Below are 26,532 nucleotides of genomic sequence, written 5' to 3' on the forward strand. Positions count from 1 at the left end.
ATGTCTTTGAAATTAAAAAATGCCAACAAAGCCAAAGACTCCGTTGACAATTTACATTTACCTTTTACATGAAATCAGCAAAGTGATCTCTATAACGCATGTGTAGAATTGAACCTAATATAAATAAAACTAAAATAATCACTATGTTATATAATGTTAATTCCCAATGTGTAATGAAATACCACTCTTTATGCAGTACAGCAGAACGATATGCTTCTGCAAGATAATAAATCGGATTTAATTTCATTACATCTTTAACTATTCCTTCTGGAGGAACAATCAAAATTGAAGATGCAAAGAACACCATTCTCATCAATGCTTGAATCGCTTGTTGCGTATCTTTAACAAGCACGCCGAGCGTCGAAGTAAACAACGCAATTGCTGATGTCAGTATTAAAGCTAATGGTATATACAATAATAATTGCAACGTATATATTGTCGGATAGAATCCTGCTAACATACATAATCCAATTACTACCGCAAGTAATGCCAGATGTCCGTAGAACCTACTCATGACAATATATGTTGGAATAATCGATAACGGAAAATTCATTTTCGCTACGTGATTATACTTCATTGCTATGGACTTTGTTCCTTCTAAAATACCTTGGTTCACAAAGAACCACATACTAATACCCACGAGTAACCAATAAATAAATGGTACACCATCTACTGGACCGTTATTTCTAATTCCTAGACCAAATACAAACCAGTAAACCATTATTTGCATCGCAGGGTTAATAAGCTCCCAAGCCATGCCAAGGTAATTATTCGTATTTGTAATTTTTACTTGAAACTGCGCAAGTCTTTGGATAAGATAGAAATTTTTAAAATGCTCTCTAAAAACTACCCACACTGCATTCATTTAATAAACCACACTTTCAATCGATTAGCTTTTTATCTACTTATTTTTGATACCATTGACACTCTTGTCATAATGCTTTCAATAACCATCATACCAATTTGCATTCTCATTCGTAAATGCGTTATTTTAAAATTACAGTTATGCGGCATATTCATACAAGAAGTCTAATTAATTAATGTTAGATAACAACTATCATATCTTTATAATTTCACAATTTGTCTTTAAATAGTTGATTTTATATTTTATATTAAGTAAAATTTAACAACTGTATAAGATTTCATTTGTTAAATTGTACTCACTTACTTTACAATAGGTTAATAAATTTAACAACTAATATAATGTATAATATAATAGTAGTAACTGTAAACAAGGAAGGTAAAAATATGAATGTATCGGTTAACATTAAAAATGTAACTAAAGAGTATCGTATTTATCGTAATAATAAAGAGCGCCTAAAAGATGTTATAATTCCATTTCATAAAAATAAAACATTTTATGCATTAAATGACTTATCATTAACAGCATATAAGGGTGATGTTATAGGACTTGTCGGCATCAACGGTTCCGGTAAATCTACACTCAGCAATATGATTGGCGGCTCATTGTCTCCAACAGACGGGGATATCACTCGTGATGGCGATGTCAGCGTTATAGCGATAAGCGCGGGATTAAATGGCCAATTAACAGGTATTGAAAATATCGAATTCAAAATGTTATGCATGGGATTCACTCGAAAACAAATCAAGGCATTGACGCCCGAAGTAATTGAATTCAGTGAATTAGGTGAGTTCATCTATCAGCCTGTAAAAAAATATTCTAGTGGTATGCGTGCCAAACTAGGATTCTCAATTAATATTACGACAAACCCAGATATACTTGTCATTGATGAAGCATTATCGGTTGGTGACCAAACTTTTGCCCAAAAATGTTTAGATAAAATATTTGAATATAAAGAACAAGGCAAGACGATTTTCTTTGTAAGTCACAATATGAGACAAGTGCGTGAATTCTGTACTAAAATTGCATGGATAGAAGCTGGTAAGCTTAAAAAATTCGGTGAGTTGGACGAAGTATTACCAGAATATGAAAAATTCTTAGATGATTTTAAAAAACGTTCAAAAGCAGATCAAAAGAAATTCAGAAGTGATTTAGATAACTCAAGATTCGTTATAAAATAATATGAAGAAAGCATGAAGCTAAGACATCAATTGATGTCTTAGCTTCTTTGTCGATTGGGCAGTAGATAACTGAAATGAAAATGTAAAATCCCACTACTTAATTCTTTAAGATAGTGATACTTATGCATGCGCTTCAGCTCGGATAAATCATTCCATTCTAGCCACCTTTGCTAGGATGAATCTATACAAACTTTTCAGTAAAGTTAGGTTTCTGTCCCACTCTCACACTTTTTTCTTATTTTCTAAATTTCATTTTAAACACTTTTAATAAAAATTTAGGGATAGCTTTCATTCTACCAATACGTTTCCAATCAATAAGTAATCGGTAAACCCATTCTAAATTTAATCTACGGAATAACAATGGCGCCCGTTTCTTCGTTCCACTAAATACTTCTATTGAACCACCGACTCCCATCATCACAGTTTGTTGAAAACGATGTGCATGTTTTTCAATCCATTTTTCTTGTCTTGGATAACCCATACCTACAAATACATAATCCGGATTAAAATCCGTCACCTGTTTCAAGACCATTTCATCAGTTAAATCAAAAAAACCATGATGAAAATCAAAATGAATATTGGGATACTGTACAGAAAGCTTTTCTACTGCTTTCGTAACCACTTCATTATTCGCACCTAATAGGAATACTTTTTGATGATTTGCATTCGCAATTTTCAAACATGCTTCTGTCAATTCAATGCCTGGCACCCGTTCTTTTAAAGGCGTATTAAGTATTCTCGCCGCTTTAACAATCCCCGTCCCATCTGGTATGACATAATCTGCATCATTAATTAAATTACGATAATCTTCGTTTTCTGTTGCATAATCTACAATTTCCGGATTAGCTGTCACGATGAATAAGTTTTCAATACTATCTTTCAAGAAAAATTGCTTAATATGTTCTCTCATTTCTATTAAAGTAACATTATCAAAATATATTGAAAGTACATCTACTTTATTTAATCTGTTGTTCTCCGTCATGATTTAGAATCTCCTAACTCAATTTTACATATTCCTTAATTGATTACTGTCATATTAACACATTCCAATTTGTATGAGATAGCAATTGCAAGTATTTTTGTCGTACATTTAAAATTCAAAGATACATCAAAAGTCTAAATGTTTTCTAATCACAAATACTTTATAATTAAATTAATACTACAGGTTCCATTTATGCAAACAGTGGGCCGTTCTAATTACAAAACGAGGTTACATTATGACAAAATTACAGACATTTTTCAGTTCTTCGATCCAACTAAATTTATATTGGGTCGCAATCATAGGTCTTATTTATATTTTTATACATACTTATAGAAATAAATCCTTAAATCAAATCTTAGACATCTATTTAAACTACATTCCTGTATTAACTCACGAATTTGGCCACATTTTATTCAATAAAATCAGTGGAGGTAAAGCAAAAGATCTCGTCATCGTTTCTCGTCCATCAGAGCGACTAGAAACTGGACAACAAGGATTTGCTATAACACAATCCAAATCTCGCCTAGGTCAAGCTATCACAACTTTTGGTGGTTATGTCATGCCGCCTATCATGTTATTTTTAGGATTCTTAGCTATCACATTTCATTACCCTAGCTTGTTTATCACGGCTTACCTTGCCATTTTCATTTATTTTCTAATACTTACTTCTAGAAAAATACTACCTATTCTTATTGTCATAATACTCATTGCACTATTGTACTTTTTATTTCAAAGTGACAATCAATTCATGATGCACTACATAGTGACCTTGTCCTATCATTTTATTTTAGGTGTACTATTAGGTGAAGTTTTACAATCGTCATGGACAATTTTTAAACTGACTTTTTCAAATCAAACAGTGACATGGGATGGAACCACGCTCAAATCATTAACACACATCCCTACATTTTGTTTTAGTATCATATGGATTGCTATCAACATATTCACAGTTTACCAGCTATGCGCTACGTTCTTTGTGAAGTGATTTTTTGAAACTTTATTTCAAAAAAACACAGCTCCTATTTTAGGTAGCTGTGTTTTTTGCATTGTTTCAAATTTCTAACACTACGCAAAGATACTTGCATTATTTTTCAGCATAAATATGTTCAGCATTGTCATAACTTAATACAATAATTTGATCTGATTTCTTCACAATAATTACTTTATTAGTATCATCTCTGTTAATAATTTCTATTTTTTCATCAATTAAAATGTCTTTGCTAGATAAATAAATTAACAAGTCTGTTTTATCTCGGACACGTTTAATCGTGACCGTATCTCCAGTATCATATGCTAATAAACTAGTCGTATATAGTTCTTTATACTGCTCATTTCTTGGTATGACGCCTCCATGTGGACACGTTACAGGATAATCCAATAATTTATCTAATCGCTCTACAAATAAGTGAGATACTCTATGTTCCAATACTTCTGCTTCTTGATGTACTTCTTCCCAATTGTACTGCAATATTTTAATTAAAAATAACTCTAATAATCGATGGCGTTTAATGATATCTAATGTATATGTTAAACCTGTCGCTGATAGTTTAACTCCTTTGTAAGGTTTTGTTTCGACATATCCCGCTTTTTCTAAACGAGTTACCATTTCACTGACAGATGGCGGCTTAATATTTAAATATTGGGATAGCGTTTTGTTTGAAACGAAAGAATGATCGCCATCATGCGTCAAAATCGCTTTCAAATAATCTTCTTTTTCTTCAGTTAGCATTATCTCACCTCTCAACTATTCACTTTATTGTATCACGAATCGACTTGACACGCTAAAAGTTCATGGTATATTATAAATTAAATTAGGTTAACCTAAAAATATTATTAAGGAGGGTGAATATGTTAGAGGTTAAAGATTTAAATCTTAGTTTAGGTAACAAACACGTGTTACATAATATCAATTTAACTATTCCTGTTCACGGAGAAATTATCGGTATTATGGGACCCAATGGTGCCGGAAAATCATCTTTAATAAAATCCCTAATAGGCGAGTTTAAATCTACAGGGTCTGCTCAGTTAAATGGTGATACCATACAAAATTCTTTGAAATCTGTAACTTATATTCCACAAAAAGCGCATATTGATTTAGATTTTCCAATTGATGTAGAACATGTAGTTATTTCGGGTGCTTATAAAGACATTGGCTGGTTTAAATGGGTAACACCTGATACAAAAGCGCGCCTAAACCAACTCATGCATACGTTAGAACTGGAAGATTTACGTCATCGTCAAATATCAGAGTTAAGTGGCGGACAATTACAACGTGTATTGGTAGCACGTGCTTTAATGACTGATAGCACCATTTATCTATTAGATGAACCATTTGTAGGCATCGATTTTCATAGCGAACAAATCATCATGACACAATTACGTCGATTAAAAGCAGACGGTAAGTTGTTACTGATTGTACATCATGATTTATCCAAAACAGAAACTTATTTTGATCGCGTGATTCTGTTAAACAAGTCGATTCGTTTCTTCGGGGACAGTGTAACTGCAATGCAACCAGAGCATTTAAACAAGACATTTTTAGGTGCCGCAATTACAGACGAAACGGCTTAACATCTTAGAAAGGAATTAACTTATTATGGAATTTTTACAGCATTTACTGGATTATAAATTTTTAAGTAACGCATTAATTATTTCAATTGTTGTAGGGATTGTCTGTGGAACTGTAGGATGTCTAATTGTACTTAGAGGGCTCTCTCTAATGGGTGATGCAATGAGTCATGCGGTGCTGCCAGGGGTTGCTTTATCATTTCTATTTGGTATTCCTATGTTTATCGGCGCACTAGTTACAGGTATGATTGCCAGTATTTTTATTGGTTTTATCACTAAAAATAGTAAAACTAAACCAGATGCAGCAATTGGTATTAGTTTCACCGCATTTTTAGCAATTGGTGTAATTCTCATCAGTTTAATTAATAGCACGACCGATCTCTATCACATATTATTTGGTAATTTACTTGCAGTTACACAATCTACTTTTTGGTCAACTGTCATTGTTGGAATAATTGTTATGATTTTGATTATTGTCTTTTATAGACCATTAATGATTTCTACGTTTGACCCTGTATTTAGTAGAATGAGTGGTTTAAATACAACATTTATTCATTATTTTGTCATGTTGTTATTATCACTTGTTACTGTAGCAAGTATTCAAACTGTCGGAATCATATTGGTAGTTGCACTACTTATAACACCTGCTTCAGCAGCATTCTTAATTGCTAAAAAATTACACACAATGATGATTATCTCAAGTCTTATTAGTACAATCAGCGCTATTGTAGGACTATACATAAGCTATATATATAACATTCCAAGTGGTGCAACTATTGTATTCTGCGCATTTATGATTTACATCGTTATTTTTATTTTAAGCAAATTACAGTTTTTTAATAGGAAAGGACAAAAAATATGAAGAAAATAATATCAATCGCACTAATACTACTGTTGTTTCTAGCAGCTTGTAGTAATGGCAAAAATGAATCAAGTTCTAATGAAAAATTAAAAGTCGTAACAACAAACTCAATTTTATACGATATGGTTAAACATGCAGGTGGTGACAATGTGGAAGTGCATAGTATTGTCCCAATTGGTCAGGATCCACATGAATATGAAGTAAAACCTAAAGACATCAAAGCATTAACTGATGCAGACGTTGTATTTTACAATGGTTTAAACCTAGAAACAGGTAATGGTTGGTTTGACAAAGCATTGTCTCAAGCAAATAAATCAACAAAAGATGACAGTGTAGTCCAAGTTTCTGACAAAGTGAAACCACTTTATTTAAACGGTGCTGAAGGCGATGAATCTAAACAAGACCCACATGCTTGGTTAAGCTTAGAAAATGGTATCAAGTATGTTGAAACGATACGTGATACATTGTTAAAACATGATAAAAAACATAAAGATGATATAGAATCACACAGTAAAGCATACATTGCAAAATTAGAAAAATTAAACAAGGATAGTCATGAAAAATTCAATGATATTCCAAAAGAACGTAGAGCTATGATTACAAGTGAAGGTGCTTTCAAGTATTTCTCTAAACAATACGGTATCAAACCGGGCTACATTTGGGAAATCAACACTGAAAAACAAGGTACACCCGAACAAATGAAACAAGCGATTCAATTCGTAAAAGATAATAATCTGAAACATCTTCTTGTCGAAACAAGCGTTGATAAGAAGAGCATGCAAAGTTTAAGCGAAGAAACAAATAAAGATATCTATGGCGAAGTGTTTACAGACTCAATTGGCAAAAAAGGTTCAAAAGGTGATTCATACTATAATATGATGAAATCAAATATTGAAACTGTACACGGTAGCATGGAATAAATCATTAATGATGAGGGCTATTTTACCTATTTGTAGGTGAATAGTCCCATGCCGTACGACTTCCCTCCTAATGATACGTACGGCATGGTGGTATTCAAGCCTTAAATCATCTCCCTTACTCCATCAATGGCGGCTCCTCCCCCCATTGATGGAGATTTTTTTTAGCGAAACTTTTCGTATAGAAATTAGTTTCGCTTATGCATGAGCTTTAGCTCAGGCGTTCCTTTGTCATTTTATGACTTAGTGGCATTTATGCATGAGCTTTAGCTCAGGCGTTCCTCTTTCGTACAGAAATTAATTTCGCTTATGGGAGTAGGACAGAAACTCCACTTTTCTAAAAAGGTTTCGTTGTCCTACCCCCTCAAGGATGACTAGGATTGAAAAAGCTTAATATAAGCGCATTTTCAATTCAGACAGCTACTGCCTATACAATTAAAAATTCTAGTTCATTTTTTATGTCTTAGGATAGTTCCTTCCACGTAGAATTATTTACTAGAAACATCAGAATGCATTTAGTACACGTAATTAAATGGCAACACATAAAAGCAGATTCCAAGTTATTATGGAATCTGCTTTTATTAAACCTATTTATCAATCAGTTAAACTATCAACAATAATCATTTCATCATAATTGATAGATTCTCGAATTTTTAATGCCGTCACTTCGCTGACTTCTTCATCTTCTACAAGCTGATTAAGAATACGTCGTTGCTCTTTTAATGCATTTAATTTAATTTTCGTAATAGAGTTTTCATTTTTAGGATTAAAGAAATTAGAAGGCGTTAAATTATCAATACGGATAAGATAATTATCACAAATCATCCCTACTTCTAATTTATTATCTTCTGTAGTCTCTTTACCTAAACGACTTACTACACGATAATGTACTGTGCGCATAACATTTGAAATTTCGCGTAGATTATCAACTACTGATAAAGGTGAAGCAGCATTAGTTTTTACTTTTGATCTAATTCTTCTCTTTAAAATAAACGCTCTTACTTCTACCTTAATACGTTGTAATAATGATGCTTGTTTGTATACCTGTGTTCGCTCAGTATAACGCATATAGTTGTCTAAGACGTTTGTCGTAATATCTCCATTTTCCACTAAATTATTTAATGTTTCATTTTCAACATCAAATGCTAATTTTTGCAATCTTTCAAGTTCTTTCGTATTTTCATCTTCATTCTCAACACTTCTTAAAAAAGCTAGTTTATCATGGTAATCTTTGATGACATTACCATATTGAAAACTCGATGCCACCGAAGACTGTTGATTCAGTGAATCAATTACTTTTTCCAAAATATATACTCTTGCTTGTTTAAAATTCATACCTAATACTTTAGGCTTTTTCGCATTTGGGGTAACTAATGGCAAGATAAATTGCGCCACAATTAGACTAATTATCACCATACCTGAAGCAATAAATAGTAAATCATCTCTAAAACTAAATGCATGATGGTTAGCCAACATATAAGGTAATGTCAATGCAATCGCTAATGAAATCGTGCCATGCACACCACACAAAGTCATTATAAACGCATACATACTACGTTTTGGTGGCGTTTCTGTGACTTTCTGTGCATCTTCGTTATAAGATATCATTTTTTGGAAAGGACTGACAGGTAAATAGAAGTACGGATATAAAACAAATACCCATAAAAATCTAAATAAATAAATGGCTAACGCAATTAAACATGTCACGATAATTAAGAAAATTAAATTATGTGGTTCATTTTCTATAATACGTCCAACAACTTCTGGAATTAAAAATCCCAAAATAGAAAATACAAAACCATTTAATGCGTATCCTAAAATGTTCCATGTATGGTTATAACTCATTTGTAATCTTGTACGCGCTTGAGCAATACGATCTCGCTCAAAGCCATGAACTAAACCTGCTACAACCGCTGCTATAATACCCGATGCATGAAACATCTCCGCTACGAGATATGTGATAAACGGCGTCACCAATTGTAAAAAAGTAAACATATTAATATTTTCGATGCCGCGTCTAGACAATGTAACTCTGAATCTTACTAGCGCTACTCCAATAAATAAACCTACGATAAAGCCACCTATTGATGAAATTAAAAATTGCTCAATGGCATTGACCATTGAAAAGCCACCTGTTATAAGAGCTGCCACAGCAATTTTAAAAGAAATGATACCCGCAGCATCATTTAAAAGAGATTCACCCTCTAAAATTGTCATAGAACCTTTTGGTAATACTTTTCCATTGGTAATCGCTTGTACTGCAACCGCATCTGTCGGACAAAGAATTGCTGCAAGTGCAAATGCAGCTGCTAATGGTAAGTCTGGCCAAATCCAATGCACAAATAAGCCAACTACAATTACTGTTGTTACAACTAAACCCAATGCCATCATTAGCACAGGCTTAATATATCTTCTTAAATGAACACGAGAAACTTTAACGCCTTCTACAAAAAGTAAGGGTGCAATTAATGCCACCATAAATAACTCAGAATCAAAATGGAATTCTACTGGTATCGGCGTTACATAAAGCAACATACCTAATATAATTTGGATGAATGCTAAAGGCATTTTAGGAAGGAATGTGTGTACAAACGAACTTACTATAACAAGCGCTAAAAATATAAGTATCGTTTCAAATATCTGCAAGGTTTCACCTCTTTTCAACGTAATTATTCTTTCATAATTGTTGAGGTTGAAACATAAAATTATTACGTTTTCGTATGAAGATTTGAGTCTCAAACTCATAATTATAATTCATCAAAATGTTTTCGAAGACAAATTTGATTATAGAACATAAAATTATAACAATTACAAATATATATTATTTTATCATTTTCTTGTCATCTTATTAAAGATATTGCTTCTACAGTCACTTCATTTTGCTAAGCACATAGTATTTATTACATGGTTATTATTGAAGACACGAGTTACTTGTACATGCTGAACCCCAAAAAAGGTTACACATAAATATGCGCAACCTCTTTTACTTTGAATTTAATAGTCGTTCTCTTTCTCATATGCTTCTCTTCTACGTGCTTCACGTGCTTGAGCACGTTTTTTCAATTGTTCAAAGGTATTATTTTCAGTGGAACTCAACAAGATACTGGACTGTCTTGGCGCATCGCTTTTCCGGTACATATAAGCGCCTGTCCGATAAGCTGCGCGAGAGATGAGGTGTCCACCCACCGGCGAAGTTAAATTGATGAATACTAATGCTAAGATAAGCCTAACACTTAAGTATCCTTGCGAAGAGATAAAGAATATAATTACGCCTACTAAAGTTAGTAGAACGGATAATGTTGAACTCTTCGTTGCGGCATGACTACGTAAAAAGACATCTTGGAATTTAATTAAACCAATTGCACTGATTAATGCAATAATACTTCCCATGAAGATCATAAATGCTGCTAATAAGTTAACGATTTCGCTTGTTATTTGCATTGAAGACGTGCCCCCCTTCTATAAATCTAGAAATAGAGACCGTACTTACGAAGGAAATAATAGCTATAAGTAGTATAGAGTCTAAGAATGAGAACGTGCCAAAGACAATACTGAGCAAACCAACCATCGACATCAATATTGCACTGGCAGCATCAAACGTAACTACTCTATCTGCCGTAGTTGGACCTTTAATCAATCTAAACAATGTAAGTAACAGCGCAATTCCAAATAATATGAGTGCACTTGTTATGAAAAAATCAGTCATCACACTTATCATTCTGCCACCTCCAATATGAGTCCTTCATATTGTCTAATACTTTTCAATAATTTTTGTTTCTCTTTATCCGAAACATCAATGGCATGTATAAAGAACTTTTTCTTTTCTTTCGAAATTCTTATGACTGTAGATCCTGGTGTAATGATAATTAAAATAGTTAAAAACGTTACTTCCCAGTCAGTATCTAAAGTTGTTTCATAAGTAACGAGGCCAGGGTTCAAATTTTTCGTTTTAAACAAAATATAATTAATCGTCGTAATACTTGAAGTACTTAATTGATACAGATAAACAGCTAAAAATTTAATGCCTACCCAAACTTTTTTTAAGTAAAATTGCTGACCGAAGAAACGATGCAAAATGTAAATTACTAATAAGCCAATAAGGTAACCCGCAAAAAAGGTAGATAATTTAAATGAGTCTTCATCTTGAAATAATACCCATAAAAATGCAATAACAATATTTAATAAAACTTGTTGCATTATTTATCCCCCTTTATCAAATGCGGATTCACCATTTTTTCATACATTCCATCATCCATATTTAAATGTGTTGCATTTTCTGTAACTTTAAATATCAACGGTGCAGCTAGACCCATTGCGATAATAACTGCAACTAAAGTACCAATTAACCCTTTACGATAGGTAGGTATTTTCTTAAAATCGATTGCTTCACCTTTTTGCTCATTGCCAAGATACATGACAAAGAATATTCTAAACAAACTAAACATTGCAATTAAACTTGTAATAATCATTAATGCTAATCCAATATAATTTCCATTTTCAATTGCGCCTTTAAATATAAAGACTTTACCTGGGAAACCACTAAATGGCGGCACACCACCAATAGCTAAAATCATCACTACAAATGCAACACCAAAAAATGGCTCTTGTTTCGCTAAGCCGTATAAACTTTTATACTGCCTAACCCCTGTAATATAAACCAGGCTACCAATGATAAAGAATAATAATGTTTTCACTACGATATCATTTGCTAGATAGAAAATTGCACCATTTATTCCAGAAAATGTATTCGTTCCTAGCCCTAAAATGATGAATCCTATAGATAAAATGACTTGATACGCAGCAATTTTTTTAATGTCTTTGTACGCTAGGACACCGAAAGCACCAATGAGCATTGTGATACATGATAAAAACACTAACAATGGATGTGAAATGCCATTATGCTCATCGAAAATCAATGTAAAGAAGCGAATCAGTGCATAGGCACCTACTTTTGTCATTAATGCTGCAAATAAAGCGGCCAATTCTGTATTCAAAACTGCATAAGCTTTAGGTAGCCACATAAAGAGTACTAAAGCAGCTTTAGCGCTAAATGCAACTAAGAACACCATCGATACAATTACAATCGAACTTTTATCATCCATTTCATTTAAACGTTGTGCGACAAGAGAAAAATTTAACGTTCCCGTTAATTTATATAACAAACCGATGCCTAGCAAGAGCAACCATGAGCCTAAAATATTCAACACTACGTAAATAATAGCAGCACGTAATTGCTCAACTGATTGCCCAAGTGTAATCAACACAAACGACGCCAGTAGCATTACTTCGAACATAACATATAAATTAAATAGGTCAGCCGTAAGAAACGATCCAATCACGCCTACAGTTAAAAATAGTATAAAACTTGGTAAGTAATAACGAATTGCTCGTTTTTCAGTCCTACCAAATCCGTATGCCATGATCAATGTAACCACAAAACATGAAGTTGTGACCATGAGTAAACTTAGTGTATCTCCTACAAATTGAATACCAAATGGTGCCTTCCATCCACCAAAATCTAAGGCAATCGGTTTGTGATTCATTACATAAATGAGTAATAGTAATGATATAACGGTTGTTACACCCATCGTACCGATTGAGAAAATACGTGATAAACGACTATGTGTACGTATAAATACGAGCCCTAAGGCACATACAGCTGGTAATAGTAGTGGTAATATTAATAAATTACTCATAATCATCGTCGTCATCACCTCTCAATACATCGATTTCGTCTTCTTTCGTTACACGATAGGTTCTATAAACTAAAACGAGTAAAAATGCTGTCATCGCAAAACCAATGACAATCGCTGTTAATACAATTGCTTGTAGTAAAGGATCAACATAATTCTGACTACCTTCACCAATCAATGGTTCAACTTTATTTTTATTATATTTACCCATGCTCATAATAATTAAATTTCCTGCATGCGTATATATTGAAATACCAATAACAATGCGAATCAAATTGACTGATAATATCATATACGTTCCAATAAATATTAAGAAGCCAATAACTAATAATAAGATTAAATTCATGAGCGACCACCACTAATAGATAACATAACAGTGACAACCACGCCGACCACTGCTAATACGATGCCCGCTTCAAATACGGTTACCGTCGTTAAATGTACTTCACCTAATAATGGTAACTGGACATATGCATCGGTTTGGTAAAGGAACGGTTTACCAAAAAACATCGGTAGCACTGCAGTTACAAATGAAAGTAAAGATCCACAAATCATTAATATTCTGAAATCAAGTGGTAAAGCCACCAACACTTGCTTCACGTCGAAGGCCAAGAACATTAATAAAAACGCTGAACTAAATACAAGACCACCTATAAATCCACCACCTGGATTACTATGTCCAGCTAAAAACAAGTAAAATCCAAAAGTGAGTAGGATAAATACGACAATCTTAGTGACGGTCTTTAATACAACATCATTCTCTTTCATCTTGACCCCTCCGTTCTTTAAAGTTGAGCAACGTATAAATACCGAGTCCTGCAATTATAAGGACCATACCTTCGAATAACGTATCTAGCGCACGGAAATCACCTAGAATGGCATTGACGATATTTTTACCACCTGTTAATTCGTATGCATCATGATAGAACGTTGAAATTGTAGGCATTGCATCACTTTGTTGAGCAATAAATACGAGTGTTACAACAATAACAGCCATCAATAATGACACGACAATTTTAACGGCTTCCCGTTTTTTGTGCACTTTCGCACGTGGTACGTTGGGTAGACGTGAGAAACTGACAATGAATAAAATAGTCGTAATTGTTTCTACTACAAGTTGCGTTAATGCTAAATCAGGTGCTTTCATTAAAATGAATAATATCGTTACACAATATCCAATGATACCGTTTAAAATTACCATTGTTAGCCTTTGACGTATAAATGTTAAGGCTATTCCTAATACAAAGACTACAATTAATGTAATGACTTCAATTGGACCGAAATCACTGACATGAATTTGATGAACTTCAGGAAAACCTGCCTGAATAATGCCATACGTTACTACCATACTAAAAATCAACAGCGTAATAATGATGTAATGATTTAAACGGTTATTCATTAATGTACGAATGCTATATCCTGAATAATGTTCAAACTGTTTGTATGAACCTAGATACAAATCTGTTATGGACTTCACTTTAATTCGATTCGCATACCCTTTCCAATTAATTTTCAAGGCCATAACGAATCCTACAACCATCACTATAATACTCAATATGAGCGGTAAATTAATACCATGCCACTGCGATACATGCGGCGCAATATTGTCTACTTTTTCACCAATTGTAATGCTGCGTAATGCTGGTAAAATTATATTATTTCCAAACACATTTGGTATGAAAAAGATAATTGGTAAAAGTATCATCATAATTGCAGATGGTAGAGTAAATAAAAATGGTTCATTTGGCTTAGGTTTCGGTAAATCGGCTTTACTCGAGTCTCCCCAGAACACTTCTTTTATCATGTACACACCATAAACCAGTGTAAATATACTTGCGATTACACCTATTGCAGTAATTATAATCGTCAATGTTAATCCGAACTGAGGCAATTCAATTGCACTGACTAGTCCATCAAAGAACATCTCTTTACTTAAGAAACCATTAAGGAATGGTATACCTGCCATAGATAAAGCTGAAACTAACATCACTATATGTGTAATCGGGAATGCTTTTCTTAATCCTGACAATCGACGAATATCTCTCGTACCCGTTTCATGATCGATAATACCAACACCCATAAACAATGCACCTTTATATAGCGCATGATTCATTAAATGAAATAACGCAGCAAATAAAATCATGCCGTACACTTTTGCTAATTCACCAGTTGGATGCTGTGCAAAGCCGCCGCCAATTCCTACCATAGAAACAATCATACCTAATTGACTGATTGTCGAATAAGCTAAAATTGCCTTCATATCAAATTGTCTAACCGCATTAACTGCACCAAAAATCATTGTGATTAACCCTACAAATGTCACACTATAGATATAAAAATCACTTAAGCCTAATACAGGCGTAAATCTGAATAATAAGAATATCCCTGCTTTTACCATTGTCGCTGAATGTAGATATGCACTGACAGGTGTAGGTGCCGCCATCGCTTTTGGAAGCCAAATATGGAATGGAAACTGCGCAGATTTAGTGAATGCACCCAATAGTAGCAAAATAATGATAGGAATAAATAAGTCACTTTGCGCAATTTTATCACTTTGCTCAATAATGGAAGAAATCGTATTTGTACCAGTTACGTTATAAATCATGATGAAACCTGTTAATAATGCGAGTCCGCCAAATACAGTAATCATAAAGGATTGAATCGCGCCGAATTGACTTTCGCCTTTACTATACCAATACACGATTAATAAAAAGGATGAAATACTTGTTAGTTCCCAGAACACGTATAACAAAATTGTATTGTTAGCTGTTACAACACCTAACATACTGAACATGAATAATAGTAAATAAATATAAAAACGAGGTAAATTATCGCGTTCTTTAGATAAATACTGAGTGGCATAATAAACAACGGCTAAGCCAATCAATGAAATTAACAAACTGAAAAATAAACTTAACCCATCTAATTTAAAATCAATATTTATATCTAATGATGTTAGCCATGGAATTTTGACTGACACAAAATGTCCTTGGAGGACTTGTGGTATTTGCCATAAAAAGTAAAATGAAGCAATTAGCGGTGCAGTAAGTGCTATATATCCAGCAATTTTTTGAAAGCTTTGCTTAATTAATGTTCCTAATAAGATAACCATTATGAACATTAATGCAGCGAGTAGGTAAACGATACTCATGATATCCCCCCTTTAATTAAGATTTATAAATTTAATGCAATGGTCGTCTTGCACTTTTTAGTAGAAATACCGATAAACTTCATCGTTTCATAGGTCGTTTGATGCCCTAAATATTTTTGTATGATAGAAATCGATATTCCAGATTGATACGCGTGATAGGCAAATGTTTTTCTTAAAGTTGTTAAACCAATATGTAACATACCAATATCTTCTGCAGCCGCATGTATAATACGATAAGCCTGCTGCCTAGATAAACCTTTTAGTGTTCTATTTGATTGAAACAACAATTGGTCTGTTTCTAATTGTTCGTTTTCAATAAATTGTGTCAATTCATTTCTCAAAGTTTCAGGTAATCTAATATGAATATTTGGCGCATGTGCTTCAAGCCAAAAGTGTTTAATATCTTGATCGTGTCCTTGAACATCACTCACACACAAGTTTAATAACTCTGAAAGTTTCACGCCTGTATGTATTGCAAACTTAAATAATAAGTAATCTCGTTCTGATTTACTTCGTAGTACTTTATACATAGCTTGTATCTCATGTATATCTCTAATTGGATCTACTTGATTCATAAATTCACCTCTCATCGTCCAAATGTTTCTTATATAATGATATATGATATTTATGTCACATGGAAGAGGTTAGCTCAAATTTTTCAAATTATTTTGACCAATTTGCATCTCCTATTCGATATATATAGTGAAAGGAGGTGACAAACATGAATACAATTAGCCAGCTAGCAGTCACATTGTCGCGCACATTGTTCGATAAAGATGGAAAAGCAACACAAGTCAAACGTCACTTTACAAACTTAAGCACCGAGGCAACGACAGAACAACTAAAGAGCTTTAAATCAATTATCGAGCAAATCACAGGAGAACATTTTGATAAATTAGAAGTTATCAAAACAGAAACAATTAATTAAGGAGGATAACAATTATGAGCCAAACATTAGAACTTATATTTAATGATGCTGTAAATAAAGCCATCAAGATTCAAATACCCAAAATCGAACACTTTCTAAACGAATCTGCAGTTAAAGAAGGTATGACAAAATTGATTGAATTAGACATCTTAAGACCAAAATCCGGCATACCAACTACAGCACATTCAGCACAAATCATCGATAAAACGACTAAATTGATTTTTGAAAATTAATAGTCTCAAGTAGGACAAATACTTAACCTCTGTAAAATTATGTTCCTACCAGAAAAGGCATGAAACTAAGCGTTTCATGCCTTTTTTTGTATGCTATGGAAAATAATTCAGAAATCAGATGAATTAATTAGTATTTTCATAGAAAAATCTTTTCAATTTATGTCTTGTCTTAATCTCTTAATGGTCTTAATCTAACCGTATCTCCAAAAAATATTTTCTTTTTCCCAAGTTTTTTGCACATTGCGTATTGATCATAGACCTCAACAATTTGCGCTAGATTTTTATATGAACGTCTTGAGTTCAACACTTCTAAAAACTGATTCTTTTTAATATTGTCATTGCTACCAGCACCTAAGAAAAAAGTTTCCTCATCTATGAGACGAATTATGGAAAGTTGTTTCAATATCTATAGTCACTCACTTCTATTTTTGCTTTTATTATTTAAAAACTTCATTTATTTAATTACTTTTAAATTTCAAAAATCATCAACATAGATATTTTATTATAATTCCTGTGTTGTGTACATTATTTTCGACCAAATGCATTCTTTTTTATAATAAATTTAAAATTATGATTATCTTTCTCTTTCATATATAATATAGCTATCTCCATAGAAAGCGTGATTTAATGATTCTTTTATACATAATAGGTATTGTTGCTGGCATGGTTGTTCCATTTCAAACTTCTATTAATTCCAGACTTAGTCTTTATACCAAGTCATCATTCTATGCCTCAACGATTTCATTTGCAACAGGAACTATATTTTTAGTTCTTATTATTTTTATTTTTAACCCACATATCTTTAGTACATACTATATAAGCCATCAATCATTGAGTTATCTTTGGTTTGTTGGTGGTATGTTAGGTGTTATTTTCCTTACCGGCAATTTATTACTTTTACCCCGTCTAGGTGCTTCATTGACTGTCGTTATGACAGTAGCTGGACAAATCATTATGGGTGTAACTATTGATACTTTTGGTTGGTTTGGTGCAGATCAAGAACCTTTTACTATTTTTAAAGTATTGGGAATATTGTTTTTAATTTTTGGTATTCTATTGATGAACTATGTACGTCGTAATCCAATGGCGAACAAACGCAATACTTCTACTATTTATATTTGGTTATTCATAGGCTTTATATTTGGATTTTGTCCACCTATTCAAACTGCAATCAACAGTGCTTTAGGACAATCTCTACAATCACCTATTGCAGCATCTTTAGTATCCTTTTTTGTAGGTACAGTCGTTCTTTTCATGTTGACGCTTATTTTTAATAGAAGTCTAAAACTTACAACTACACACGCACAACAAGGTAAACTTAAGCCTATCTATTTTATCGGTGGTATACTGGGTGTTATTTTCGTCACAACAAATATTATTTTAATGCCCCACTTAGGTGCTGCATTAACTACAATTATCGTTATGCTCGGTCAAATGCTCATGGGTAGTATTATAGATCACTTTGGATTACTAGGAACGTATGTCAATAAGATAACACCTCGAAAAATTATAGGCATTGTTGCTATGATGATAGGTATAATATTATTAAGATTATTTTAAAAATGAACTATCAAGTCAATTACTTTTAACAAACGGTAATTGACTTGATTTTTTTATAGAAAGTCCTTCAACAGTGCTTGTATAATAAAAGCATCAAACAACATGAGGTGACTTTATTGCGAAAATCTATTTTAATATTTATTTTAGTATGTATCATAAGTAGCATCATTTACATTGGCTGGCCATACATTCACTTTCTGAAGCCAAATTTTAAAGCAACTCCTATAGAAACCATAGATGTGAAATATAATTCCCCAACTGTAATCTCAGGCATACAGACGCCGACACAGACTTCTCGTATACGCTACGTAAATTCTAAAGGTTACATTAATCATTGGTTTGTTAAGAATAGCGCTAAAGTCAAAAAACAAACACCCCTTTTTGAATACTATAATCCAAGTATTGAACATCAAATTACAGCAAAACAGAAATACCTTGCTCACTTAAAACAAATACCCCCTAATAAATACACATCACTCAATTTAGAAATCCAGCGCACACAATATGAAATCGAAACACTACAATCTCAATTACGCACGACAATTTATGCTCCTTTAGATGGTATTGTGACGATAAATCAAACAAATCCTTCTGAAAAAAATGAACTCATTCTGCAAATTTATCAACCAAATGCTATAATCAAAACTGAAGTCCCAGAAACTATAGTAAACTCATTGGAATTGAAAGATAAATTACGCATAAAAATTGACCCAGTACATAGTTTCACTGGTGAAATTATATCCATTGCCCCCTTACCTGTAGCAATAGATCATTCAAAGCAGAAATCTCATTATACGATGACGATTACGAGTAAACCTGAATTTCATTTTGGGAAACATTTTCAAATAAATATTCCCAGTCGCACAATTGAAATTCCTAGCACTGCTATTTATGATAATCAATTTGTTTTTTTAAAAAGAAATAAAAAATTTATAAAACGGGTTATTAAAGCACAAAAAATGGGTAATAACAAACATGTGTTAATTCTAGAAGGATTAAGACAAGGTGATAAAATAGCTAAGGATGCGAGTACAGTACTTTCCAAACAATAACTATAACAATTATTAATAGCAAGCACTTTTAAATTCATTAATCTTAGTTAGAAATTTTATCAAATTACGAAAAATTGAAATAGAGAAATATTAATTTCAAATCAATCATTGGTATTTAAAGAATTGAATTAATATCTTAAATCATTCATGCAACGCTTAAACAGATTTTTGTTTACTTTCTAAATTTATTTAGTTATAATAAACTAAATAATAGCAGTTTTAATATATTTTACCCAAATATAATGGGACTGCAAATTATGATGAATTCTTTGTATTTAACTTTGAATTAAGACAAATATTTATACAAAAACATTTTTAATATGTATACTTGATTGGGCATTACAATAGGGAGGAATAAGGATGGCTATCACCAAAATCAATGATTGTTTTGAATTATTAGCAATGGTTACTTATGCTGATAAATTAAAAGGAATCATCAAAAAGGAATTTTCAGTAAGTTTTGAGGAGTTTGCTGTATTAACGTATATTAGTGAACATGAAAGTGAAGAATATTATTTAAAAGATATTATTAATCATTTAAACTACAAACAACCACAAGTTGTTAAAGCAGTTAAAAACTTATCACAAGAAGACTACTTTGATAAGAAACGTAACGAACATGACGAAAGAACTGTATTAATCTTAGTTAACTCAAAACAACGTAAAAAAATCAACGAGTTGCTTTCACGTGTAAACAACCGTATTAAAGAAGCTAACGACGAAAAAGAAGTCTAAGCTTATTATAATAAAAGGACCTTCCCTAATTGGAAAGGTCCTTTTTATGTATCTATATTCAGAAATCAATAGATACGTAAATAATTTTAGGTCACTCTGTCAATTTAATATTCTGCATTGTTGTTATAGATTTTATATACGATGTCAACACTTCTAAGAAATGTTGTGGTTCTTCGATATGTGGTGCATGACCCGATTGACTAAATGATTGCACATGCACAGAAGTAAATGCATTACGATATTCTTCAACAGTCTCTTGTGTAACTAAAGGATCGTGTTCACCATTAATAATTAAAGTCGGGATACTCGTATGCTTAATCTCTATATTTTTTTCAAATACTGGAAAACCCATTAAGGCACGTGCTGCAATGGCACTATCTTCTGAAGATTGTCTGCTGTAAATGAACTGATGTTGCAGCCACTTTTTCGCATTTTCTGAATCTTTATACATATATGGCATAAGTAAAATAAGCGCTTCATGTTTATCGAAGCCTTCTATTTCATCTTGATGTTCGACCATTAATCTATTCAAACCGTGGACACTTTCTACTAAATCGCAAGCAATGAGCGTTAATGATAATACCATCGATTCATATTCGTCTGAAAAATGCTTTGCTATAACACCACCCATATCATGACCAATGATATGTGCTGCTGGAATTTCTAATTTGGACATCAATGTATATAAATCATCGACATGATCATCTAATTGAAACGCATTTGTTTTCGTTGATTTACCATGACCTCTCACATCGTAAATAATGACATCAAATGAGTGTTTGAGTGCATCTTTTAAACTAAACATTGAAGCCATATTACCGTCTAAGCCATGTATAAGTATTACAGGAATACCTTGACCCTCTCGGATGTATGTAATCTCGGTGTTAAAGTTTGTTGCAATTTTTTCCATTTATGGGTCACCTCCCTTTACAGAAGTTATATACCCTAATATATAGAAATTCACGCTATGTTTTATATTTAAGTTATTAATAAATGGAAAATGAATGATTTTCGTCATAAAAAAAACACGTGTCCTATATGTTGTGCCGTAGCTTTTAGCACTTCATATTGAAACGTGTTTAACTTACTTATGTTGAATTTTTCATCAAAAACACTTAATTTCTAGATGAAATCCGAATAGTGTAATAAATAATCACAATTAATAAAAGTATCCAAATAACGATGGATCCTATTTGCGCAATATTAGGATTACTAATCATAGCATCTATTGTTTTTTGACAAAATAATAGCCCAATACCAGTAAATTCTAACCTGCCAAAATAAAGACCAGACACACTAAATAATACACCAATAAAAAATACGACTTGATGCGCATAAATTGTTACCGCTACAATACCGATATCCATATTTATGCCATGTGAAATAACAAGAATGAAAGAAGCCACTGCTACAATTAAGCCAATTATCATTTCAAATTTATTGCTATATAAATAATTTTTCCAATCTATCCTCAAATAAATAAATATTGAAATCGGCAAAATGATTAAGCAATAAAAAATTGATGTCCCAGTAGCTGCTTGGTATGATACATATTGTTTATCATATAGATAAGAAATTAAGATGAAATTAATTATAAAAAATATAATCGGATTTAATTGCAGTGTAAATAAATTGCGCTGAATTGTTAGAATAATTTCTGCAGGTGATTTTTTTCTATATTCAATATAATCTTCATCTTTTGCTTCTGATTTTTGAAAATCCTTTTTCAGTTTTCCCTTAATATCCTCTATTAAGTTTGGAGAAAGGCCTTTATGAGTGAAATAATCATTGATATTTTCCACTAATACTTTATCGTTAACTCTCATATTAATCTCCTTTTAAATTTTAAAAAACGACTACTTACGTATGAGATTCTGACTCTCCTGTACTTAGGTGTAGGCACTCGTAATATATAATACTCACCATAACTCGTTTGTAACATTATAGCTAAAATGATGATCGATTTTCAATGCAATCTAATCTAGGTTCCATTTATCATTCTATTATAACAATAACACGACGGCGATACAGTTAATTCACTTTTCCAAAATGAATTTTGATCACATGTGTTTACACAACAAATCGCATAATTTCTACAGAATTTGACAATCAAAATAAGGTTGAGATGCGCATTCACGTCCCAACCTTATTTGCTTAATTTTATATTAGACTGACGATTATTCAGCCAAATCTATGCGATATAATTTAATGTTTTTATCACTTGGTGATGACGAGCTAAATTGATAAGATAATTTGTTATCTTGCACATAGCCAAAATTACCAGTAACTTTATTATAATGTTCACGAGTTACTGCATTTTTACTTACTTGATGTTTAACGTCTTTATAAGTTGGACCATCTGGTGCATTATAGCTCATTGACACGCGTGTAATTTTACCTTCATCTTTCTTACCATTCGCTGTCACAACAAGTACGCCATTATTTTTCTTGAACTCATAATAATGTTCCTTGCCATCAGGGCGATGTGAATATACAGGTTTTTGGTTGTTTTTCAAAACACTTTGAACCGATGCACCTAACTTAGCACCTTCTAATGTCGTATCTCCATGTTGTAATGCTTTAACGTTTTGGATTGAGTTACCCGAAGCTGCATCTACACTGCCTGTACTAGCAACTGTAAGTGCTAGACCTGAAACGAGTACTGCTGTAATTAACTTTTTCATAAGCACTCTCTCCTTATTTGTATGTCTTATTGTGCTTACACACAGTATACTACAAATATTACTAAAATAACAGTAATGTTACAAAAAGATTACAGGACAATTGATACACTTTATCAAAATCCTTATAATTACAGTTATTTGTTACCTAATACGTTGCTTCAACTTCGTTTTCTTTTATAAAATCTAATACTAATTTTATGAATTTATCTTTCTCTTCCACAAAAGGATACAAACCAGATGACGTAAATACTTCAAATTTCACTTCACCAATGTAGTCTCCAACTTCCTTAGCTTCTACAATAGTTGTCCGTTCACCATGTTGACCTGCAATAATTAACGTAGGCAATTGAATATCACTTAAATAATCCATAATATCATTATCTATAAACGAATCCTTCACGGCTTGTAATTCCGCTTTCGTTGCAATACTATTTGTATCTTCGACTTGTTTTAAAAATTTCTTCGCTTTACGTTTGGAATAGTACAATTGCTCATCCAGGAATTTTTGTTGCGCGTCTTTATCCCAATTTCTAATTTGGGGTGCGTATCTACGGTATAAACGCTCTTCAGGTGTCATATCATTCAATAAAGTCGGGTTAATTAATGTTATTGAATCTGACATATCAGGATACAATGAGGCAAAGGATGCAGCAATCGAGCCCCCTAATTCATGCCCAATAAACGATGCTCTCGTGATATATAGATGATCCAACAATGCTTTAATATCCGCCGCATATGTTTTAAAGTCTATTTTATGAGGTTTATCCGAATAACCATGACCTCTTAAATCGACAAGTACAACTTGGTTGTCTCCGCTAAATTGATTTTCAATCGTATCAAATACAGTTAAATTGTCAAAAGCTGTATGCAACATTACAATTGCATTGCCTTCACCGCTTGTTCTATAATTTAGCGCAATGTCGTCTTTTGTTGTAAATAAATTCATTCACTATCTCCCTTTCTCTGCAATTGCTAATATATCCAACAATTCTTCAGTTGATGTTATGGTAAAATCTACTTCTTCTGGCAAAGGTTCAATATCTACTTCTTCATTTTCTTTAAACCACACGCTAATCATGCCCATTGCCCTTGCTGGTGCAACGTCATTAAGCGGATCATCTCCAACATATATCGTTTCTTCTGGTTTCGTACCTAACTGATCCAACATATCTTCAAATATCTTCGGATGTGGCTTACGATAACCTACTGTTTCTGATGTTGTAAGATAATTAATTGCATCTTCTACACCTAATGCATGTAGTCGATATTGTTTTATTTTAGAGCGCCCATTCGCAATTACACCTGTTAAATAACCATGCTTAGTTAATTTTTCTAATGTATAAAGGGTGTCATAGTATGGAAACACATAGCGATAGAAATGCATTTCAAAATCATTAAACAAATCTTTCCAAGTCAAACGGTCAATATGAAAATCTTTAATAATCGCTTTGTAAAGTTCTGGTTTATCATGATCTTCATCATCATCTAACTCAATAAACTTCCTTTTAAAATCTGCAAGTTGAATGCGTACTAAATAGTCATGAAATCTTTCATATTGTTCTTCAATAAATTTTTCTCTAGACTTTTTTCTATCTAAAAGTGTGCCCTCTAAATCAAAAACAACCGCTTTAACTTGTGATACATCCATTATCATTACCTCTTTAATCATCATATTTCTAATTATGTTACGCTTAATTGTAACGCGCTTACCCGTTTTAATATTAAATTATTGCACCTGTCCTTATATAATATAATCATTCTTGTACACGTTGTTGTGTCGCCATTAAATAGAACAATACTGGTATACCTAATAAAGCGAGAATGATACTTGCTGGAATTTGAAAAGGATCTAGGACAATGCTCCCTATCCAATCTGAAAGTACCATTATTGTACCACCAATTATGATATTCAGTACCATCTGTTGTCCAAGACGATAATTTCTTTTGATTCTGCGTATTAATTGTGGAATGACCATACCTATAAAGCCAATTACACCCACGTATGCAACAATGACTGCAGTCACAATAGTTGCAATGAATAGCACAATATAGGTCACTGCTCGCACATTCAGACCTAATGATTGTGCACGTAAATCTCCTAATTGTAAAAGCTTAATTTTAGAAATCATACTGAATAATATAATTAGACAAAATATTAATACGATTCCTATATAAGTCACTTCATTATACTCTGCAGTCGAGAATCCACCAAACATATAATTGACAATATTATTCATTTTACTTTGATTAAATATTATTAAAACATATAAAAATGCATTGAATAATGCTCCAATCATAATACCAGCTAAAATCAATGTCTTAACAGGATAGCCTTTGGACATCACAGAAGTTAACGTAATCACAAGTATTAAAGTTGTAATACTAAATACCATTGAAAACACAGGTAACCAAATAAACGACACGCCCATTACAACTGCTAAACCAGAACCCAATGTTGCACCACTAGCAAGCCCAAGCGTGAAACTATCTGCCAATGGATTGTTCAGTAATGTTTGAAACATTTGTCCGGCTATTGTTAAACCTATGCCTGCAAGCAATGCCTGTAACATACGTGGCATTCTCACTTGGAATAAAATAGTTTGAGATAGTGTATCATTCATTGCACCAATGCCCCAAGATAAACTCAGCAATACACTGACTATAAGTAATAAAATCCAAAGGATAATTGCTCTAGAATACCACATGTCTTTGCCACGCTTTCAATGAAATCTTTCACTTCTTACAATACCATTTGCACTTGTTTTACACTATACCCTTTTGTATAAATCAGTATTTCCCTTATATAATAAAGATAAGAGCTTGGGACATAAATAGATGTCTCAGGCTCTTATCAAATTAGGCAGTAGATGACTGAATTGAAAATATAAAGTCTCACTGCTTTAATTTATTAAGTTAGTGAGACTTATGCATGAGCTTCAGCTCAGGTAAACATTTCAACTCTAGTCATCCTTGCCGGGGTGGGACTACGAAATCTTTATTAGAGAAATGGATTTCTGTCCCACTCCCCCTCTATATTTGTGTCGTTAGTGCTGACTGAATCAAAATACTTTTAAATATCGTTTTTCTCTAGCCATCCTTGCAAGTATGAGACTACAAAATTTAT

The 26,532-nt window shown here is 32.6% G+C and carries 29 protein-coding genes; 10 read left to right on the forward strand and 19 right to left on the reverse strand.

Annotation, left to right across the window (positions count from 1 at the left end):
* Nucleotides 1–64: 64 nt before the first annotated feature.
* Nucleotides 65–865: an ABC transporter permease gene (locus BJS11_RS02270; RefSeq protein WP_069994299.1), complete on the reverse strand. Its 801-nt coding sequence runs from the start codon at nt 863–865 to the stop codon at nt 65–67.
* A gap of 383 nt (nt 866–1,248) precedes the next feature.
* Between BJS11_RS02270 and tagH the strand changes: the two genes are divergently transcribed.
* Nucleotides 1,249–2,043, forward strand: coding sequence for a teichoic acids export ABC transporter ATP-binding subunit TagH (gene tagH / locus BJS11_RS02275; protein WP_069994298.1), 795 nt, complete (start codon nt 1,249–1,251; stop codon nt 2,041–2,043).
* Between the two features lie 235 nt (nt 2,044–2,278).
* Here tagH and tarA read toward each other — a convergent pair whose 3' ends face one another.
* Nucleotides 2,279–3,025, reverse strand: coding sequence for an N-acetylglucosaminyldiphosphoundecaprenol N-acetyl-beta-D-mannosaminyltransferase TarA (gene tarA / locus BJS11_RS02280; RefSeq protein ID WP_069994297.1), 747 nt, complete (start codon nt 3,023–3,025; stop codon nt 2,279–2,281).
* Nucleotides 3,026–3,260: 235 nt separating this feature from the next.
* On the opposite strand from tarA, the gene BJS11_RS02285 reads away from it, so the two are divergent.
* A complete protein-coding gene (locus BJS11_RS02285; protein ID WP_069994296.1) occupies nt 3,261–4,010 on the forward strand; it encodes a M50 family metallopeptidase in 750 nt (249 codons plus the stop codon).
* Nucleotides 4,011–4,109: 99 nt separating this feature from the next.
* Here BJS11_RS02285 and BJS11_RS02290 read toward each other — a convergent pair whose 3' ends face one another.
* A complete protein-coding gene (locus BJS11_RS02290; RefSeq protein WP_069994295.1) occupies nt 4,110–4,754 on the reverse strand; it encodes a metal-dependent transcriptional regulator in 645 nt (214 codons plus the stop codon).
* A gap of 119 nt (nt 4,755–4,873) precedes the next feature.
* Between BJS11_RS02290 and BJS11_RS02295 the strand changes: the two genes are divergently transcribed.
* Genes BJS11_RS02295 through mntC form a run of 3 tightly spaced genes read left to right on the forward strand, consistent with a single transcriptional unit; the run spans nt 4,874 to nt 7,375 of the window.
* Nucleotides 4,874–5,596, forward strand: coding sequence for a metal ABC transporter ATP-binding protein (locus tag BJS11_RS02295; protein WP_069994294.1), 723 nt, complete (start codon nt 4,874–4,876; stop codon nt 5,594–5,596).
* A 22-nt stretch (nt 5,597–5,618) separates the two neighbouring features.
* The gene (locus tag BJS11_RS02300) at nt 5,619–6,455 is read left to right on the forward strand and encodes a metal ABC transporter permease (RefSeq protein WP_142351545.1); all 837 of its coding nucleotides are present in this window, start codon (nt 5,619–5,621) and stop codon (nt 6,453–6,455) included.
* A complete protein-coding gene (gene mntC / locus BJS11_RS02305) occupies nt 6,452–7,375 on the forward strand; it encodes a manganese ABC transporter substrate-binding lipoprotein MntC (RefSeq protein ID WP_069994292.1) in 924 nt (307 codons plus the stop codon). Before BJS11_RS02300 ends, mntC begins: the two co-directional genes overlap by 4 nt.
* 591 nt (nt 7,376–7,966) lie before the next feature.
* On the opposite strand, the gene BJS11_RS02310 is transcribed toward mntC, so the two are convergent.
* From BJS11_RS02310 to BJS11_RS02350, 9 genes are all read right to left on the reverse strand, one after another.
* The gene (locus BJS11_RS02310) at nt 7,967–10,018 is read right to left on the reverse strand and encodes a cation:proton antiporter (protein WP_069994291.1); all 2,052 of its coding nucleotides are present in this window, start codon (nt 10,016–10,018) and stop codon (nt 7,967–7,969) included.
* Nucleotides 10,019–10,366: 348 nt separating this feature from the next.
* A complete protein-coding gene (locus tag BJS11_RS02315) occupies nt 10,367–10,813 on the reverse strand; it encodes a Na+/H+ antiporter subunit G (protein ID WP_069994290.1) in 447 nt (148 codons plus the stop codon).
* Nucleotides 10,788–11,090, reverse strand: a complete 303-nt coding sequence (gene mnhF2 / locus BJS11_RS02320; protein ID WP_069994289.1) for a Na+/H+ antiporter Mnh2 subunit F — start codon at nt 11,088–11,090, stop codon at nt 10,788–10,790. Before mnhF2 ends, BJS11_RS02315 begins: the two co-directional genes overlap by 26 nt.
* Nucleotides 11,087–11,569, reverse strand: coding sequence for a Na+/H+ antiporter Mnh2 subunit E (gene mnhE2, locus BJS11_RS02325; RefSeq protein ID WP_069994288.1), 483 nt, complete (start codon nt 11,567–11,569; stop codon nt 11,087–11,089). Before mnhE2 ends, mnhF2 begins: the two co-directional genes overlap by 4 nt.
* Nucleotides 11,569–13,071: a Na+/H+ antiporter Mnh2 subunit D gene (gene mnhD2 / locus BJS11_RS02330; protein ID WP_167351803.1), complete on the reverse strand. Its 1,503-nt coding sequence runs from the start codon at nt 13,069–13,071 to the stop codon at nt 11,569–11,571. The genes mnhE2 and mnhD2 overlap by 1 nt, the downstream gene beginning before the upstream one ends.
* On the reverse strand, nt 13,061–13,411 hold the full coding sequence (mnhC2, locus tag BJS11_RS02335; protein ID WP_069994287.1) for a Na+/H+ antiporter Mnh2 subunit C: 351 nt from the start codon (nt 13,409–13,411) through the stop codon (nt 13,061–13,063). The genes mnhD2 and mnhC2 overlap by 11 nt, the downstream gene beginning before the upstream one ends.
* Nucleotides 13,408–13,833 carry a Na+/H+ antiporter Mnh2 subunit B gene (gene mnhB2, locus BJS11_RS02340; RefSeq protein ID WP_069994286.1) on the reverse strand — a complete coding sequence of 142 codons (426 nt, stop codon included), beginning with the start codon at nt 13,831–13,833 and terminating at the stop codon, nt 13,408–13,410. Before mnhB2 ends, mnhC2 begins: the two co-directional genes overlap by 4 nt.
* Entirely contained in the window at nt 13,820–16,216 is a 2,397-nt protein-coding gene (locus BJS11_RS02345; protein ID WP_069994285.1) for a DUF4040 family protein, read from the reverse strand. The genes mnhB2 and BJS11_RS02345 overlap by 14 nt, the downstream gene beginning before the upstream one ends.
* A gap of 23 nt (nt 16,217–16,239) precedes the next feature.
* Nucleotides 16,240–16,791, reverse strand: a complete 552-nt coding sequence (locus BJS11_RS02350; RefSeq protein WP_069994284.1) for a tyrosine-type recombinase/integrase — start codon at nt 16,789–16,791, stop codon at nt 16,240–16,242.
* Nucleotides 16,792–16,937: 146 nt separating this feature from the next.
* On the opposite strand from BJS11_RS02350, the gene sroA reads away from it, so the two are divergent.
* Together sroA and BJS11_RS02360 are read left to right on the forward strand one after the other, a co-directional pair.
* Nucleotides 16,938–17,144 (forward strand): sigS mRNA-stabilizing protein SroA, encoded by a 207-nt coding sequence (sroA, locus tag BJS11_RS02355; RefSeq protein WP_069994283.1) that lies wholly within the window; start codon nt 16,938–16,940, stop codon nt 17,142–17,144.
* 14 nt (nt 17,145–17,158) lie between these two features.
* The gene (locus BJS11_RS02360) at nt 17,159–17,377 is read left to right on the forward strand and encodes a DUF2922 domain-containing protein (protein WP_069994282.1); all 219 of its coding nucleotides are present in this window, start codon (nt 17,159–17,161) and stop codon (nt 17,375–17,377) included.
* Nucleotides 17,378–17,546: 169 nt separating this feature from the next.
* Here the strand turns inward: BJS11_RS02360 and BJS11_RS02365 are convergent, their stop codons facing one another.
* A complete protein-coding gene (locus BJS11_RS02365; protein WP_069994281.1) occupies nt 17,547–17,780 on the reverse strand; it encodes a hypothetical protein in 234 nt (77 codons plus the stop codon).
* A 224-nt stretch (nt 17,781–18,004) separates the two neighbouring features.
* On the opposite strand from BJS11_RS02365, the gene BJS11_RS02370 reads away from it, so the two are divergent.
* The 3 genes from BJS11_RS02370 to sarA all read left to right on the forward strand — a co-directional run bounded on the left by BJS11_RS02370 (nt 18,005) and on the right by sarA (nt 20,724).
* Entirely contained in the window at nt 18,005–18,937 is a 933-nt protein-coding gene (locus tag BJS11_RS02370) for a DMT family transporter (RefSeq protein ID WP_069994280.1), read from the forward strand.
* Between the two features lie 116 nt (nt 18,938–19,053).
* Entirely contained in the window at nt 19,054–19,989 is a 936-nt protein-coding gene (locus tag BJS11_RS02375; protein ID WP_069994279.1) for an efflux RND transporter periplasmic adaptor subunit, read from the forward strand.
* 360 nt (nt 19,990–20,349) lie between these two features.
* The gene (gene sarA, locus BJS11_RS02380; protein WP_069994278.1) at nt 20,350–20,724 is read left to right on the forward strand and encodes a global transcriptional regulator SarA; all 375 of its coding nucleotides are present in this window, start codon (nt 20,350–20,352) and stop codon (nt 20,722–20,724) included.
* Between the two features lie 91 nt (nt 20,725–20,815).
* Here sarA and BJS11_RS02385 read toward each other — a convergent pair whose 3' ends face one another.
* From BJS11_RS02385 to BJS11_RS02410, 6 genes are all read right to left on the reverse strand, one after another.
* Nucleotides 20,816–21,634 carry an alpha/beta fold hydrolase gene (locus BJS11_RS02385; RefSeq protein ID WP_069994277.1) on the reverse strand — a complete coding sequence of 273 codons (819 nt, stop codon included), beginning with the start codon at nt 21,632–21,634 and terminating at the stop codon, nt 20,816–20,818.
* 205 nt (nt 21,635–21,839) lie between these two features.
* The gene (locus BJS11_RS02390; protein ID WP_069994276.1) at nt 21,840–22,550 is read right to left on the reverse strand and encodes a hypothetical protein; all 711 of its coding nucleotides are present in this window, start codon (nt 22,548–22,550) and stop codon (nt 21,840–21,842) included.
* Nucleotides 22,551–22,901: 351 nt separating this feature from the next.
* Nucleotides 22,902–23,408, reverse strand: coding sequence for an SA0570 family protein (locus BJS11_RS02395; protein ID WP_069994275.1), 507 nt, complete (start codon nt 23,406–23,408; stop codon nt 22,902–22,904).
* A 145-nt stretch (nt 23,409–23,553) separates the two neighbouring features.
* The gene (locus BJS11_RS02400; protein ID WP_069994274.1) at nt 23,554–24,354 is read right to left on the reverse strand and encodes an alpha/beta fold hydrolase; all 801 of its coding nucleotides are present in this window, start codon (nt 24,352–24,354) and stop codon (nt 23,554–23,556) included.
* Between the two features lie 3 nt (nt 24,355–24,357).
* Nucleotides 24,358–25,056, reverse strand: coding sequence for an HAD family hydrolase (locus tag BJS11_RS02405; protein ID WP_069994273.1), 699 nt, complete (start codon nt 25,054–25,056; stop codon nt 24,358–24,360).
* A 106-nt stretch (nt 25,057–25,162) separates the two neighbouring features.
* The gene (locus BJS11_RS02410; protein ID WP_069994272.1) at nt 25,163–26,113 is read right to left on the reverse strand and encodes a FecCD family ABC transporter permease; all 951 of its coding nucleotides are present in this window, start codon (nt 26,111–26,113) and stop codon (nt 25,163–25,165) included.
* Nucleotides 26,114–26,532: the final 419 nt, after the last annotated feature.

Origin of the sequence: Staphylococcus caeli (assembly GCF_900097965.1) — a bacterium.
In the GTDB taxonomy this organism is placed as follows: Bacteria; Bacillota; Bacilli; order Staphylococcales; family Staphylococcaceae; genus Staphylococcus; species Staphylococcus caeli.

Excerpts from the sequence above, each read along its gene's own strand:
- BJS11_RS02315 (WP_069994290.1), bottom strand. The coding sequence starts at position 10,813 with ATGCAAATAACAAGCGAAATCGTTAACTTATTAGCAGCATTTATGATC.
- tagH (WP_069994298.1), top strand. The coding sequence starts at position 1,249 with ATGAATGTATCGGTTAACATTAAAAATGTAACTAAAGAGTATCGTATT.
- BJS11_RS02270 (WP_069994299.1), bottom strand. The coding sequence starts at position 865 with ATGAATGCAGTGTGGGTAGTTTTTAGAGAGCATTTTAAAAATTTCTAT.
- BJS11_RS02395 (WP_069994275.1), bottom strand. The coding sequence starts at position 23,408 with ATGAAAAAGTTAATTACAGCAGTACTCGTTTCAGGTCTAGCACTTACA.
- BJS11_RS02405 (WP_069994273.1), bottom strand. The coding sequence starts at position 25,056 with ATGGATGTATCACAAGTTAAAGCGGTTGTTTTTGATTTAGAGGGCACA.
- tarA (WP_069994297.1), bottom strand. The coding sequence starts at position 3,025 with ATGACGGAGAACAACAGATTAAATAAAGTAGATGTACTTTCAATATAT.
- BJS11_RS02345 (WP_069994285.1), bottom strand. The coding sequence starts at position 16,216 with ATGAGTATCGTTTACCTACTCGCTGCATTAATGTTCATAATGGTTATC.
- BJS11_RS02285 (WP_069994296.1), top strand. The coding sequence starts at position 3,261 with ATGACAAAATTACAGACATTTTTCAGTTCTTCGATCCAACTAAATTTA.
- mnhE2 (WP_069994288.1), bottom strand. The coding sequence starts at position 11,569 with ATGCAACAAGTTTTATTAAATATTGTTATTGCATTTTTATGGGTATTA.
- BJS11_RS02385 (WP_069994277.1), bottom strand. The coding sequence starts at position 21,634 with ATGGAAAAAATTGCAACAAACTTTAACACCGAGATTACATACATCCGA.
- BJS11_RS02400 (WP_069994274.1), bottom strand. The coding sequence starts at position 24,354 with ATGAATTTATTTACAACAAAAGACGACATTGCGCTAAATTATAGAACA.
- BJS11_RS02350 (WP_069994284.1), bottom strand. The coding sequence starts at position 16,791 with ATGAATCAAGTAGATCCAATTAGAGATATACATGAGATACAAGCTATG.
- BJS11_RS02290 (WP_069994295.1), bottom strand. The coding sequence starts at position 4,754 with ATGCTAACTGAAGAAAAAGAAGATTATTTGAAAGCGATTTTGACGCAT.
- mnhB2 (WP_069994286.1), bottom strand. The coding sequence starts at position 13,833 with ATGAAAGAGAATGATGTTGTATTAAAGACCGTCACTAAGATTGTCGTA.
- BJS11_RS02360 (WP_069994282.1), top strand. The coding sequence starts at position 17,159 with ATGAGCCAAACATTAGAACTTATATTTAATGATGCTGTAAATAAAGCC.
- mnhF2 (WP_069994289.1), bottom strand. The coding sequence starts at position 11,090 with ATGATAAGTGTGATGACTGATTTTTTCATAACAAGTGCACTCATATTA.
- BJS11_RS02370 (WP_069994280.1), top strand. The coding sequence starts at position 18,005 with ATGATTCTTTTATACATAATAGGTATTGTTGCTGGCATGGTTGTTCCA.
- BJS11_RS02410 (WP_069994272.1), bottom strand. The coding sequence starts at position 26,113 with ATGTGGTATTCTAGAGCAATTATCCTTTGGATTTTATTACTTATAGTC.
- mnhC2 (WP_069994287.1), bottom strand. The coding sequence starts at position 13,411 with ATGAATTTAATCTTATTATTAGTTATTGGCTTCTTAATATTTATTGGA.
- sarA (WP_069994278.1), top strand. The coding sequence starts at position 20,350 with ATGGCTATCACCAAAATCAATGATTGTTTTGAATTATTAGCAATGGTT.
- sroA (WP_069994283.1), top strand. The coding sequence starts at position 16,938 with ATGAATACAATTAGCCAGCTAGCAGTCACATTGTCGCGCACATTGTTC.
- mntC (WP_069994292.1), top strand. The coding sequence starts at position 6,452 with ATGAAGAAAATAATATCAATCGCACTAATACTACTGTTGTTTCTAGCA.
- BJS11_RS02390 (WP_069994276.1), bottom strand. The coding sequence starts at position 22,550 with ATGAGAGTTAACGATAAAGTATTAGTGGAAAATATCAATGATTATTTC.
- BJS11_RS02295 (WP_069994294.1), top strand. The coding sequence starts at position 4,874 with ATGTTAGAGGTTAAAGATTTAAATCTTAGTTTAGGTAACAAACACGTG.